Genomic DNA, 12,280 nt, shown 5'->3' on the forward strand with positions numbered 1-12,280 from the left:
TCGCCCCTTTCCTTGCACCCTGACATGGGTCTTTTTCGCTGGCGCGAGCCTTCTTCCGGGGTCTGCTCGGCGCTTTGTCCTGGCATCGGGCACGGCGCCCCCGACATTACCCCACCTGCTTGCGGAAATAGACGCGCGCGAAGCCATCCTGGGTCTTGCGTCCCGTTTCGACAAAGCCCAGCTTGCCATACAGGGCGATGTTCTCGTGCATCTTCTCGTTGGTGTATAGCTCGACGGCGCTGAGCTTGCGCTCCCTTGCCACTTGCTCGGCATATTCCATCAGGAGCCGGCCGTAGCCTTTCCCTTGCATATCCGGCGCAACGCAAAGGTTGTTCACCGAGACCGCGTCGCCGTCCTGGACGAGCTGGATCGATCCCAACAGATCCGTCCCCCTTCGGAGCACGAAGATCTTGCCCTCGTCCACCAGCGCTTCATAGTTCGCGTGCATGGGCGCCGGCTCTTTTCCGATGCGCTCGATGTATTTGGAATAGGCGTTGACGACCATCCCGCGGATTCGCGCGACGTCGGCCTGCCGGGCGACGTCGATATGCACTTCTCCTTCATGCGGGAATCCAGCAATGCCACCCATGCCACGCTCCTGAAAGGGTTGATATCGGCGTTCGACAGGGTCCGCGCGCGGCCCCTGTGGCCCATGGCGGCGAACCGGTCGACACCGCGACATTTTCGCATCGGGCGCCCAGCCATAAGCAGGCCAGGCCGCCCGGCGCGATCCCCAGCCGCGCAAGGATGGGATCTACAGGCAATCCTTGTAGATCTTGCCGCCCTTCATGATCAGTTGCAGGGTTTGTTCCAGCTGCGACAGCACCGTGATGTCATCCAGCGGATTGACATCCAGGGCCAGCAGATCCGCGTAAGCACCTTCCGCCACCACGCCAAGCAGGCCCTTGCGGCAAACGATTTCCGCATTGGTCAGCGTGGCCGCATCCAGCACTTGCAAGGGGGTTTCCACGCGCGCGCGCAGCCTGAATTCCTGGCTTTCCGCGGCCTGCCCAACTTCCCCCAGCAGATCGGTGCCGAAACCGATCCTGACCTGGTGCGCGCGGGCCAGCTGGATGCTTTCCAGCGCCCGCGAACGCACTTGTTCGATTTTCGCCAGGCTGGCGTCCGGGATGCCGTAGGCCTTGCCGTCCTTGGCCAGCGAGTCATAGATGATCAGCGTCGGTACCATGAAGGCGCCATGCTCGGCCATCGCGCGCGCGCTGGCTTCGTCCAGCAGATTGGCATGTTCGATCGTTCGCACCCCGAGTTTGACGCAACGCTCGATGCCGCGCGGGGTATACACGTGCGCGGCGACGTAGATGCCGGCATTGCGGGCCTCTTCCACGATCGCCTGGATTTCTTCTTCCGAAAACTGCAGATTGTCGATCCGGTCGGTGGGCGACGCCACGCCGCCGGCCGCCATGACCTTGATGTGGTACGCGCCCTTGCGCACTTCGTCGCGAACGGCCTTGCGGACTTCGGATACGCCGTCCACGATGCGCGAGATACTGCTGCCGGAGCACAGGCAGACGGACCAGCCCTCCGCGTGCGCATTCACGGGACGGAAATCCCCATGCCCGCCGGTCTGGCTCAACGATTTGCCGCCGTAGAACAGCCGCGGCCCGGCGATCAGGCCGGAATCCACCGCGCGCGCCAAACCGAAATCCGCGCCGCCTACATCCCGGATGCTGGTGAAACCGCGCAGCAGCATGTTTTCCATGAATCGCGCCGCCTGCACGGAAATCTGGCTCTCCGGCAGCATGTCGTTATGCAGGTCGAACTGGGCCGCCGTCACGTGCACGTGCGCGTCGATCAGCCCGGGCATAAGGTAGCGGCCGTCCAGGTCGATCGATTCGCAGTCCTGCCCTTTGATCGGTGCGCTGGATATCTTCGCGATTTTTCCGTCCTCGATCAGGACTTGCTGGTTCATGCGGGGCTCGGCTTGCGTCGCGTCGACGATATTGCAGTGCTTCAGGATCAGGTTCTTCATGACATTGGCTCGCGTTTACGGCATTCAAGAAAATCCGCGTTCATGCGCGGGAAAAATCTTCCCCGCGGCCCGCGCGGCACGTTGCGGTCGGGACCGCGTTCATTTACCCATCGTCGCGATCAGGCCCTGGATGCCGTCCCAGGCGATCTGCACGCTGATGGCCAGCAGGATGAAAGCGGTCAACCGGCTGATGACGTTGGTGCCGCTTTTCCCCAGGAGCCGGAGAATCCGGTCCGAAAAGCCATAGGCCAATCCGACGATGAGCAGGTTGACCACGATGGCCATCAAGACCGCGATATGGCCGACGACGAAGCCTCCATGCCGGACATGCGCCGCCAGCGTAATCGCCACGACGATGGCGCCGGCCCCCACGGTAAGAGGCATGGTCAGGGGAAAGAAGGCGACGTCGGAAATCGTGCCGGCGGGATGCTCGTGATCCTTGTTCGCGTGCGTGGGCTGGTTGAGCATGCCCCAGGCCGCCGAAAACAGGACCAGGCCGCCGGCGATCTGCAAGGAGCCGATCGATATCCCGAAGAAGCCCAGCACATAAATCCCCACCAGGAATATGCATGCCAACAGGATCGAGCCATATAGCGCGACGCGCCATGCGATCTGCCGGCGTTCGTCGGCCGTATAGTCCTGCGTCAGCGTAAAAAACACCGCCGCCATTCCTATGGGATTCAAGATGGAGAAAAAGGAAATGAACGCGTAGACGAAGTTCGCGTAGATTTCATGCAGCAGATGGGCCATTGCTTGCGAAGCCGTGAATCCGGCATGACGCGGCAACGGGACCGCTGCGAACAGCGGCGCCGTCGCCGACCGGCTCGATGCGGCGATGAAATGAATACTGTCCGGGTTTGAACTGCGGCCGCCGGTGAAGTTTCCGCGCGAGGCGGCTGAATCAGGACCGGGATTCAACGGTCTCTGGAACGCTGCACGGAAGTCGATGGGCGGACACGGCGTCGGTAGGCAGCTCCATCGTCATTTCAGGATGGTTGTCCTGCCAGGGCGCGTTCGATGACCGGCCGGAAGAACGGATTGCCCATCTCCGCGGCCTTGGCCACGCCGGCCGTCGCGCTTGTTCGAGGAAACGGACGGTGGTCGCCGTGGCGCGCCATAACGCCGGCGCCGGCCGCCGGCGGCATCCATTTGCGCGCGCCCGGCGCCTGCCCGTCGAGAGCCCGGCGCCAGCCCGAAGGGCCCCGGCGCAAGGCGCCAACCCACCATCGGGTGCGCTCGGGCAAACCGCCAAGTAGACGTCTTTTTCTAGAAAAAGTATTCTACGCAACGATTTTGTCCCATACGCCGCCATTCCGTGACCGCCGCCACCCCGTCCGCCAAGCCCACCGCCGCCGAACTCCAGGTTCTGCGCGTGCTATGGTCGCTCGGGCCGGCCACGGTCAGGCAGGCACACGAGGCCATGCAGGCCGAACGGCCGGATATCACCTACGCCGCCGTCCTGCGCCAGATGCAGATCATGCATGCCAAAGGGCTGCTCGAGCGGGACGAAAGCGAGCGATCGCATGTCTACGCGCCGGCCCAGCCACAGAATGCACTGCAAAGCCGCCTATTGAAGGACCTGATCCAGAAGGTGTTTTCGGGATCGGGCAAGGCCCTGGTGCTGGCGGCCCTGCGGGGACACGTCACGCGCGAAGAACGCGCGGAAATCGAACAGTTTCTCCAAGGGGAGCGGCCGTGAACGGCAACGTCGCGCGCCGGCCTCCCGCACTCCACAACATCGCGATGACGCGCCTGGCCGCGGGGATCCCCGCGCCGGCATGGCGTCGTCCATCCTGGGTTCCTTTGCTATCCCATGCCTGATTTCCTATCCAGATTGCACGCCGTAGTGCGCCGCGTATCGACCGGCCTGGTCATGCAAGCCGCCGCCGCGACGCTGGTGGCCATGCCGGTGGCCGCCCATGCGGCCGGGTCCGACACGCCGCAGACGACGAAAAAGACCACGGTAAAGAAAACCAGCGCCAAGACCGCCACGGCCAAGAAGAAGACCAGCAAGGTCATCTATCGCCAACGCGGCCAGGGCGCGACGGCCAGCCATCACCGGGCGCCGGCTCGTGCCGCGGTCGCCACGCGCACGGCGCTGGAGCTGGACCCGTACGCCAAGCGCCCGTTCGCGCCGGACGGCAGCACGCTGCATTCCGAAGTGGCCTATATGGTGGACGAGAGCACCGGCCAGACGCTGCTGGATAAGGACGCGGATGCAGTGGTGCCCATCGCGTCGATCACGAAGTTGATGATGGCGATGGTGGTGCTGGATTCCGGCGCGTCCCTGGCCGAACCCATCCGGGTCACCGAAGAAGACCAGGACTTCGAGAAACACACGGGCTCTCGCCTGCGGATAGGCTCGGTGCTGTCGCGCGAAGACATGCTGCACATCGCCCTGATGGCCTCGGAAAACCGCGCCGCCGCCGCGCTGTCGCGCTACTACCCCGGCGGACGGCCGGCGTTTATCGCGGCCATGAACGAGAAGGCACGCGCGCTCGGCATGACCCATACGCACTTCGAGAATCCGGCCGGGCTATCCAAGTACAACGTATCCACCGCGCGCGACCTCTTCAAGATGGTCCAGGCCGCGGCGCACTACCCCCTGATCCGCCTGTACTCGACGGACCAGAGCTATACCGTGAACACCGGCAAGGGCGTGCTCGACTACCGCAGTACCAACATCCTGGTGGGCAAGCCGGATTGGGATATCGGCCTGCAGAAGACCGGCTTCATCAATGAATCGGGCATCTGCCTGGTCATGCAGGCCACCATCGAGGACCGTCCCGTGGTGATGGTGCTGTTGCATTCCAATCGCCGGCATGCGGATTTCATGGACGCGGAACATTTGCGCACCGCGATGCTGAACAACGCTTTCCCGGTTCCCAACATGCAGCGGAATTACGCGAACGCCGACGCGCACCCGATGTAGATGGAACGCAAGACCGGAACCCGCGCCGCCCGGCCCGTGCCGGCCGTCGGCATCGCGGCCGACAGCGGCCTGATCGTCGGGGCGGACGGCCTGGCCCGGCCGCCGTGGGCAGCCGTCGATCCGCTGCTCCAGGCCTATTACGACACCGAGTGGGGCATGCCCGTGCGCGACGAACGGGGCATGTTCGAGCGCCTGGTGCTGGAAGGGTTCCAGTCCGGATTGTCCTGGGCGACCATCCTGCGCAAGCGCGAAGCCTTTCGCGCCGCCTTCCATCGCTTCGACCCCGACACGGTGGCCGCCTACACCGACGCCGACGTCCAACGCCTGATGGCCGATGCCGGCATCGTGCGCAACCGCGCGAAGATCCTGGCCACTATCAATAACGCCGCCGCCACGATCAGGCTGCGCGAGCAAGGCGGGCTGGCGGAATTCATCTGGTCTTTCCAACCAGAGGAAACACCGGCGCCACGCACCCTGGCGGAGATCCCCACCGTGTCGGAGGCCTCCATCGCGCTGAGCAAGGCCTTGCGCCAACTGGGCTTCGCCTTTGTCGGGCCGACCACTATGCATGCCCTGATGGAGGCGACGGGTATCATCGACACCCATCTGGTGGGCAGTCACCGTCGAGGCTGTTCGGGCATCTGGCCGCGGGTACGGCCGAGCTGACCAGCTTGGCGTCTGGGCAGCTGCGGCGCCGCGGTGGGTCGGCCTTATCAGGTACCCACGCGCAGGGGCCCGTTCAGCTTGCGCAGGGCCGCCAGCACGCTTTGTGCGGTGATGCGCCCGGTCTTGGGATTCTCCGACGGGATATTCTGGATCTCCATCGAAAACGCCGCCGCATCGGAATCGACTTCGACGCGATGGACGTTGCGCGACAGCGTTGGATCGGCCCAGATCTCCAGCGTGGTGCGGTCCGGACCGATACCGGCCAGCGAGACGCTGGCCGCGACGTTCAGGTTGGCCGGAAAACCGACGGCGGCCTCGCGGGGCGAACCGCGGAAGATCAGCGTGGGTTCGGTGATGCCGGCGATATCGATATTGTTGGCTTCCAGATAAGGCGCGCCCAGCAGGCCGCGCACCGGCTTGCGGGTAATCATGGTGACCGAATGGATCTTGCCCTCGGCCGCGGCGGTCAGGGCGTCCAGGCCCAGGATGGCGCCGGAGGGAATCACGATCTGACCACCGCTGTCGCGCGCGGCGTCGATCAGGCCGGGATGCGACAACAAGGCGCCGGAGCTGAGCACCACGGCTTTCTTTCCGGCACGCAGTACGGGGCCGATGGCTTGCTCGATGACCGCGGCCGGCGCGCATTCGACGACCACGTCGCACAGCGGCTCCAGGCCATCCAGCGTGGTGAATACCGGCGGCTTGCCGCGCCATGCCGTGGCGGCATGGCGGGAAGGATCGCGTACCGCGATGGCGGCCAGCGTCATGCCGGGCACCGCGCCCGAGTCCAGCGATTTGGCCACCGATTCCCCGATGGCGCCGAAGCCTGCGATACCGATACGTAGTCCGCTCATGAACATCCTTGTCCGGACGTGGCGCCATTGCAGTCGTTGCCGTGCGCCGCATCCCCGTCGTTGTGGCCGGGATCCTCGACCTGTACCGTCACGTGCGAGATACTGAAGCGCTCGGCGACCCGCTGCCGCACCGCACGGATCACATCGCTGGGCGCGACGCCTTCATGGGGAACGACATGCAAGGTCAGCATATGCTGCTCCGACGTGATCGACCAGGCATGGATATGGTGCGCCATGCGCACCACCGCGACATTCTGCTCCAGATCGGCCTTGATTGCATCAGGCTCCAAGCCCGGCGGCGTGCCCTCCAGCAGGATGTGGCCGGTGGACCGCACCAGTTGCCAGGCGCTTTTCAATACGATCAATGCCACGAAGATGGACAGCAGCGGATCGATGGGCGTCCAGCCGGTCAGGATGATGACAACCGCCGCCACGATGGCCGCCACCGACCCCAACAGATCGCCCAGCACGTGCAGCAGGGCGCTGCGCATATTCAGGTTGCCCCGGCTGCCGCCGGTCAGGATCAGGAAAGCCACGATGTTGGCGACCAGTCCCGCGATGGCGACGGCCAGCATGGTGCCGGCCATGACGCCGACCGGCTCCCAGAAGCGCTGGACAGCTTCCACCGTGATCCAGATCGCGATGGCGAACAGCGCAAGACCGTTGATGAAGGCCGCCAGGATTTCCAGCCGCCGGTAGCCATAGGACATGCGCGGTGTCGCCGAGCGCCGGCCGACGCGCAGGGCGGCCAGGCTGAACGCCAGCGCGGCGCCATCGCTCACCATGTGGCCCGCATCCGCCAATAGCGCCAGTGAACCCGACATCACACCGCCGACCACTTCGACGACCATGAACACCACGATGACCACCAGCGCCCACAGCAATCGGCGCTCGTCGGTGTTGCCGGCCGAATGGCTGTGTCCGGCATGGCCGTGGGAGCCGTGCCCATGGCTACCATGGCCGTGGCCAGGGCCGGAATGGTCATGCCCCGCGTCGCCGGGGCGGGAATCAATGTGCGGCATCGGAACCTCGCGGTTGGAAGGACGTGCGTACGATACCGCGGTCAAGCGTGCGCCGGCTGTAATGCGATGAGGGCCATGCCGGCCAGTGCGATGGCGGCGCCCGACAGGTCCCAGCGCGTCAACGGCACGCCTTCCACGAATCGCAGCCAGGCCAACGCCACGGCAATGTACATGCCGCCATACGCGGCATACGTGCGGCCGGCGGCCGCGGGATGAAAGGTCAGCAGCCAGGCGAACAGGGCCAGGCTCAGCGCACCGGGCAACAGCAGCAGCGGGCTTCTGCCCTGGCGCAGCACCAGCCACGGAAGGTAGCAGCCCACGATCTCCGCCAGCGCGGTGACGGCGAACAGGGCGGAGACGCGAATGAATTCCATGGCGCGAGGGACGCAGGGATGGCCTGAAGGCGAGACGCAAAGCATAGCGCGAGGCGGCCAGTGGGCTCCATGCCACTGCACGTTGCATCCGGCCGGGATAAATCATCCGTATCCGAGACCTGGTGGCGAGAACCGCCCGCAGGCAGGGCGTAACCGACCTTCCGGTGACCGCGATCACGGCGGCACCCCGGCACCATGGCTCCGCGGTTCCGGATCTCCATCGCAATCTGAGCAGCCCACTATGACGCATATCTCATCCGCCCAAGCCAAGAGCGACCACAACTACAGTCCCGCCACGCCACCGCCCATGGGCAAGCTCAGGGACCGGTCCTTCGAGGCCGGAACCGTCGGCGGCGGCAATCGCGCCTGCAACAAGGCGCCCAAGCCGCGTCCCGCCGAACGCAAGCTGGTACTGGTCCAAGGCGTGTACAAGGCGCCCGACAGCCCGCGCCGTACGGCCGGATCGGTCTCCAGCGCGCCGGATTCCGGCGTGCATGGCGGATCCCAGGAAAGCGTGTCCGCCATGTCCGCCTCTTCCGCTTCCTCCGCCTCGCCCACCTCATCCACCTCGCCCACCTCATCCGCTTTATCCGCTTCCTCCGCTTCCTCCGCCGTGTCGACCGCGTCCGGCTCGCCGGCCGGCAGTGCCGACGCCGCGCTCGACAGCCCGACCGCTTCCTTTCCTGGCGGCTCCCTGGTGCCGTCTTCGCCCACCAGCACGTCCTCCATGCGCCTGGACAGTCCCGGGGCGCCCAGGCCTTTCGTGCTTGTCCGGGGGACGAACCCGTTCGACGACTCATCTTCCCTGTACCCGGACGAAGAAGCCGCGCCGTCCTCTTCGCACGGCGTGGCCGAGTCAACCATCACGGACACCCCTCGCGCCCCCGCCACGGCGCCCGCCAAGCCCCCTCGTGCCGAACCGGGCGCACAGCCGGGCGCTTATGCCGCGCATACAGACGGATTCGCTCCTCGCGCCTTCAGGGCGCCGCCGGCCGCGGTGATCACGCGCCCGGAACAGCACCCCGATGTCGGCGCCGCCCTCGATGCACTCAAACACGCCCTGGACGCGGCCGCGGCCCAGGCGCCGACCGCGGCATCGGCGCCACGCACGCCACGGTTCACCGGGGCGGCGGTCCTGCGCAAAATCGCTCGCGCGCAACAGCGGTCTCCGGACGCGCTGCACCACCGGGCGCTGGATTTCTACAAGGCGGCGACCGCGCTATCCATCAGGCAGGACAAGACCGCCGTGCGGCAAGCGGCGGTCACATTGGCCGCGCTGTCGCAGCGCGCCACGGCGGAAGGCTATGCCGCCGTGGACCAGCACTTCTTCAAGCGCATCCTGACCCCCTTGCTGCACAGCCTGCCCTTGTCCACCCTGGGCGACCTGGCCCACCTGAACGACCGCGACGACGAAACCGGCAAGCAGATCCTGCGGCAAGCCGGGAAACTGCTGGGCGCCGGTCAACGGCGCCGCACCGCCAAGGCGGAACACGCTGCCCGGGAACACGCGGTCGCATCGGTCCTGCTGGGCGTGCTGGCCGAGACCTCGCGCGAACAGCTGCGCGCCGCGTCCGGGGACCGGCCCGCTTCCGCGGCGCTGGAAGCCGCGCGCAACGGGCAGTTCCAGCAGCTGGACGCCGCATTGCGCGAGATGTGCCACGGCGACCAGTTGATCGGCGATATGGAGCGATCCCGCGCAAGCCGCCTGGCGGACATGATCGGTCGCCTGGGCTGGCCCCAGCAAGAAGCCATGGCCACGATGGCCGGCGCCCTGGACCGCCGCGACGCCACGACGGACACCTTCGACGAATTCATGGAAATCCGTATCGCCGACTTCGAGCCCGATAAGGCCGTGCGCGACCAGATGATCCGCTTCGTGCAGGATTTGCGCGCGGCCTGCCGCACGGTATCCCGGCGCGACGCCCCCGTCGACACGGACACGCGCCGGCAGCCGGCCAACGCGGGCGCGGGTATAAGCGTGGCCAACCCGCCTGCCTTGCACCAGCCTGCCTTGCACCAGCCCGCGCTGGCGGTCGCGCCCGGCGCCTATCCACCGGTCATTACGCCCGGCAAGACGCTGGGCACGTCGTTCCGCGAATTCCGGGCCAGCATCGCCGCCAGGTTCCGTCGCACACCCACCACGCAGGAAGCCGCCAAGGCGCAGATCAAGCAGGCCGTACTCGCCCTGATCGCCGGCGATCGCCTTGGCAGCGACCAGTTGAGCGCACTGCAACCCGCGGCCCGGCAGGACGGCATACGTCCGGGCGCACAGGCGGGCAGACAGCCAGTCCGGAAACCCGCGCCGCCCGCGAGCGCTTCCTTGCAGCGGCAGCTGATACGGGATCGCCTGCTCAAGCTCGATCCGGGGCACCTGGCCCAGCTTGACGTCAACCTGGCCCAAGCGCGCGGCCAACTGCGTGCCGCGGCACAGCCGGACGCCACCCTGGAAGCCTTCTACGACATGGTGCAGGGCCAGTTGGAAAGGGAAGCTGGCATCCGCCGGGGCGCGGCGGCCCTGGGCCAGGTCGTCGCGGCGCTGTCCCGCACCGACAAACCGGAAAAACTGCTGGATGCGCTCGATGTCCTGGCCGATGCGCAATGCCAGGCGCTGGCGCACCAAAGCGAACAGGACTTCTACGAAGACGCCCTGGACCGCCTGGGCGAACCGACCCGCGCCGCGGCGTGCAAGCGCCTGCGGGGACGCGACGACGTTCAACGCCACATGCGCGGCATCGCGGACGTCCTCAGCTACGCGCCACCGGCCTGGCTGCAGTTCCGCCAGACCCAGCTTCGGCTGCTATGGCGCGCCGCGCACCGGCAGGCATAGCCGGGATCCCCGGCCGTACCGGGCATACCCGCCGTACCGGCCGTACCGGCCATTCCGGGCATACCGCGCATGCCTCGCATGCCAGGCACGCGTGGTCAATCGGCCGGCACCGGTTGCTGGAAGGTAAAGCTGTCCGCGTACAGATGGTCCATGCTGGCGCCCAGCTGGGCAAACACCGCCTTGGCCTCGGCCACCATGGCGGGAGACCCGCATAGATAGATCGCATGTTCGGACAGGTCTTCGTAGTCCTCCGCCACGGCGTCCTGGACGTGCCCACGCCGGCCCGTCCAGGACGAGTCGGCGCGCGATAGCACGGGCACGAACTCGAACTCGTACAGGCGGTCCTTCCAGCTCTCGATCACGTCCCGCATGTAAAGGTCGGCCTCGGTACGCATGCCCCAGTACAGTTTGACCGGCGGACAATCGGGATTGTCCAGCAGCGATTCCAGGATCGCCTTGATGGGCGCCAGCCCGGTACCGGTGGCCACCATCAGCAGCGGGCGATAGTCTTCTTCGTGATAGCAGAACGAGCCCAGCGGCGCCTCGATCTGCAGCGGCATGCCGGGCGCGGCGCACGCCAGCACGCTGTCCGTGAAGCGCCCGCCGGGAATCCGCCGGATATGGAAGTCGATCTGCGTGCCATCAGCGCAGGGCGGCGATGCCATGGAAAAGCTCCGCACGCTACCGTCCGGCAGCAGGATGTTCATATACTGCCCGGGCCGGTATTCCGGCAGGCCACCTTGGGGCAAGGTCAGCGTCAGATGCAGGACATCGCCGCACGCCTGGCGGACCTGTGCCAAGCTTGCCGTAAGCCGCACTGGATCCGCCAGGGCGGGACCGCGCGCGGGAATGCTCAGGATCACATCGCCCACCGGCCTGGCCTGGCACGCCAGCGCATATCCCTGGGCGTGTTCCGCTTCCGTCAGCGCCATGGGGAACTCCTCATACCTGACCGCGCCTTCCACCACCTTGACGCGGCAGGTGCCGCAGCCGCCGAACGTACACTCGTGCGGCATCGCCACGCCGGCACGCACGGCCGCGTCCAGAATGGACTCCTCCGCTTCCACGGTGAACTGCCGCGCGGATTCCAGCAGGGTGACGCGATCAGCCATGACGCAAGTCCTCGTCATTTCTTGATGTCGGCGGCGACCGTCACCTTCAAGCCCTTTTCCGCCAACAGATCCGACAGGGCCTGCAAGGCCGCCAGGCCGGCGGCGGTGTCCTGCTCGCCGTTGCCGCCGCTCAGGCCCACCCCGCCTATCACCTCGCCATTGACCACCACCGGGAACCCCCCGACGAAGACGGCGAACTTGCCGTCGAAGCTCCACTGGATCCCGAAGGCTTCATTGCCCGGCAAGGCGGGCCCGTTGGGCGGCGTGTTGAACAGATGGGTGGATCGCTTGTGGCCGGCCGCGGTAAAGGCCTTGTTCCAGGCAATCTGCGGCCCGGTAATGCGGGCGCCATCCATGCGCTCCATGGCGATGGGATAGCCGCCGTCGTCGACAACGCAAACCGTTTCGAGCACGCCGATTTCTTGGGATCGCGCGATGGCTGCCGCCACCATCGCGCGCGCTTCTTCCAGTTCCAGCCTGTATACCTGTTTCATGCCGCAGTC

12 protein-coding genes are annotated in these 12,280 nt (G+C 66.3%); 4 read left to right on the forward strand and 8 right to left on the reverse strand.

The window, feature by feature from the left end:
• Positions 1 to 106 precede the first annotated feature (106 nt).
• The 3 genes from BAU06_RS23745 to BAU06_RS23755 all read right to left on the reverse strand — a co-directional run bounded on the left by BAU06_RS23745 (position 107) and on the right by BAU06_RS23755 (position 2,740).
• Positions 107 to 589 (reverse strand): GNAT family N-acetyltransferase, encoded by a 483-nt coding sequence (locus BAU06_RS23745; RefSeq protein ID WP_066356419.1) that lies wholly within the window; start codon positions 587 to 589, stop codon positions 107 to 109.
• Between the two features lie 165 nt (positions 590 to 754).
• Complete coding sequence (locus tag BAU06_RS23750) at positions 755 to 1,990, reverse strand: metal-dependent hydrolase family protein (RefSeq protein WP_066356422.1); 1,236 nt, start codon at positions 1,988 to 1,990, stop codon at positions 755 to 757.
• Between the two features lie 99 nt (positions 1,991 to 2,089).
• Entirely contained in the window at positions 2,090 to 2,740 is a 651-nt protein-coding gene (locus BAU06_RS23755; RefSeq protein WP_066356427.1) for a MarC family protein, read from the reverse strand.
• Positions 2,741 to 3,305: 565 nt separating this feature from the next.
• Between BAU06_RS23755 and BAU06_RS23760 the strand changes: the two genes are divergently transcribed.
• The 3 genes from BAU06_RS23760 (at position 3,306) to BAU06_RS23770 (ending at position 5,588) form a co-directional block, all read left to right on the forward strand.
• Complete coding sequence (locus tag BAU06_RS23760) at positions 3,306 to 3,689, forward strand: BlaI/MecI/CopY family transcriptional regulator (protein ID WP_066356430.1); 384 nt, start codon at positions 3,306 to 3,308, stop codon at positions 3,687 to 3,689.
• A 114-nt stretch (positions 3,690 to 3,803) separates the two neighbouring features.
• Positions 3,804 to 4,922: a serine hydrolase gene (locus tag BAU06_RS26390; RefSeq protein ID WP_082993802.1), complete on the forward strand. Its 1,119-nt coding sequence runs from the start codon at positions 3,804 to 3,806 to the stop codon at positions 4,920 to 4,922.
• Positions 4,923 to 5,588 carry a DNA-3-methyladenine glycosylase I gene (locus BAU06_RS23770; protein WP_066356432.1) on the forward strand — a complete coding sequence of 222 codons (666 nt, stop codon included), beginning with the start codon at positions 4,923 to 4,925 and terminating at the stop codon, positions 5,586 to 5,588.
• 47 nt (positions 5,589 to 5,635) lie between these two features.
• Here the strand turns inward: BAU06_RS23770 and BAU06_RS23775 are convergent, their stop codons facing one another.
• Genes BAU06_RS23775 through BAU06_RS23785 form a run of 3 tightly spaced genes read right to left on the reverse strand, consistent with a single transcriptional unit; the run spans position 5,636 to position 7,838 of the window.
• The gene (locus tag BAU06_RS23775; RefSeq protein ID WP_066356433.1) at positions 5,636 to 6,442 is read right to left on the reverse strand and encodes an aspartate dehydrogenase; all 807 of its coding nucleotides are present in this window, start codon (positions 6,440 to 6,442) and stop codon (positions 5,636 to 5,638) included.
• The gene (locus BAU06_RS23780) at positions 6,439 to 7,464 is read right to left on the reverse strand and encodes a cation diffusion facilitator family transporter (RefSeq protein ID WP_082993803.1); all 1,026 of its coding nucleotides are present in this window, start codon (positions 7,462 to 7,464) and stop codon (positions 6,439 to 6,441) included. The genes BAU06_RS23775 and BAU06_RS23780 overlap by 4 nt, the downstream gene beginning before the upstream one ends.
• Positions 7,465 to 7,505: 41 nt before the next feature.
• Entirely contained in the window at positions 7,506 to 7,838 is a 333-nt protein-coding gene (locus BAU06_RS23785; protein WP_066356439.1) for a YnfA family protein, read from the reverse strand.
• Positions 7,839 to 8,079: 241 nt separating this feature from the next.
• Here BAU06_RS23785 and BAU06_RS27175 point away from each other — a divergent pair, with 241 nt between their 5' ends.
• A complete protein-coding gene (locus BAU06_RS27175) occupies positions 8,080 to 10,665 on the forward strand; it encodes a hypothetical protein (RefSeq protein WP_156770319.1) in 2,586 nt (861 codons plus the stop codon).
• A gap of 95 nt (positions 10,666 to 10,760) precedes the next feature.
• On the opposite strand, the gene BAU06_RS23800 is transcribed toward BAU06_RS27175, so the two are convergent.
• On the reverse strand, positions 10,761 to 11,777 hold the full coding sequence (locus BAU06_RS23800) for a 2Fe-2S iron-sulfur cluster-binding protein (RefSeq protein WP_066356447.1): 1,017 nt from the start codon (positions 11,775 to 11,777) through the stop codon (positions 10,761 to 10,763).
• 14 nt (positions 11,778 to 11,791) lie between these two features.
• Positions 11,792 to 12,271 (reverse strand): GlcG/HbpS family heme-binding protein, encoded by a 480-nt coding sequence (locus tag BAU06_RS23805; RefSeq protein ID WP_066356450.1) that lies wholly within the window; start codon positions 12,269 to 12,271, stop codon positions 11,792 to 11,794.
• Between the last annotated feature and the right edge of the window lie 9 nt (positions 12,272 to 12,280).

Origin of the sequence: Bordetella bronchialis (assembly GCF_001676705.1) — a bacterium.
GTDB classification, from domain to species: domain Bacteria; phylum Pseudomonadota; class Gammaproteobacteria; order Burkholderiales; family Burkholderiaceae_B; genus Bordetella_C; species Bordetella_C bronchialis.

Coding starts and splice junctions, on each gene's coding strand:
- BAU06_RS23775 (WP_066356433.1), bottom strand. CDS start 6,442: ATGAGCGGACTACGTATCGGTATCGCAGGCTTCGGCGCCATCGGGGAA.
- BAU06_RS23745 (WP_066356419.1), bottom strand. CDS start 589: ATGGGTGGCATTGCTGGATTCCCGCATGAAGGAGAAGTGCATATCGAC.
- BAU06_RS23805 (WP_066356450.1), bottom strand. CDS start 12,271: ATGAAACAGGTATACAGGCTGGAACTGGAAGAAGCGCGCGCGATGGTG.
- BAU06_RS23800 (WP_066356447.1), bottom strand. CDS start 11,777: ATGGCTGATCGCGTCACCCTGCTGGAATCCGCGCGGCAGTTCACCGTG.
- BAU06_RS27175 (WP_156770319.1), top strand. CDS start 8,080: ATGACGCATATCTCATCCGCCCAAGCCAAGAGCGACCACAACTACAGT.
- BAU06_RS23780 (WP_082993803.1), bottom strand. CDS start 7,464: ATGCCGCACATTGATTCCCGCCCCGGCGACGCGGGGCATGACCATTCC.
- BAU06_RS23750 (WP_066356422.1), bottom strand. CDS start 1,990: ATGAAGAACCTGATCCTGAAGCACTGCAATATCGTCGACGCGACGCAA.
- BAU06_RS26390 (WP_082993802.1), top strand. CDS start 3,804: ATGCCTGATTTCCTATCCAGATTGCACGCCGTAGTGCGCCGCGTATCG.
- BAU06_RS23755 (WP_066356427.1), bottom strand. CDS start 2,740: ATGGCCCATCTGCTGCATGAAATCTACGCGAACTTCGTCTACGCGTTC.
- BAU06_RS23785 (WP_066356439.1), bottom strand. CDS start 7,838: ATGGAATTCATTCGCGTCTCCGCCCTGTTCGCCGTCACCGCGCTGGCG.
- BAU06_RS23770 (WP_066356432.1), top strand. CDS start 4,923: ATGGAACGCAAGACCGGAACCCGCGCCGCCCGGCCCGTGCCGGCCGTC.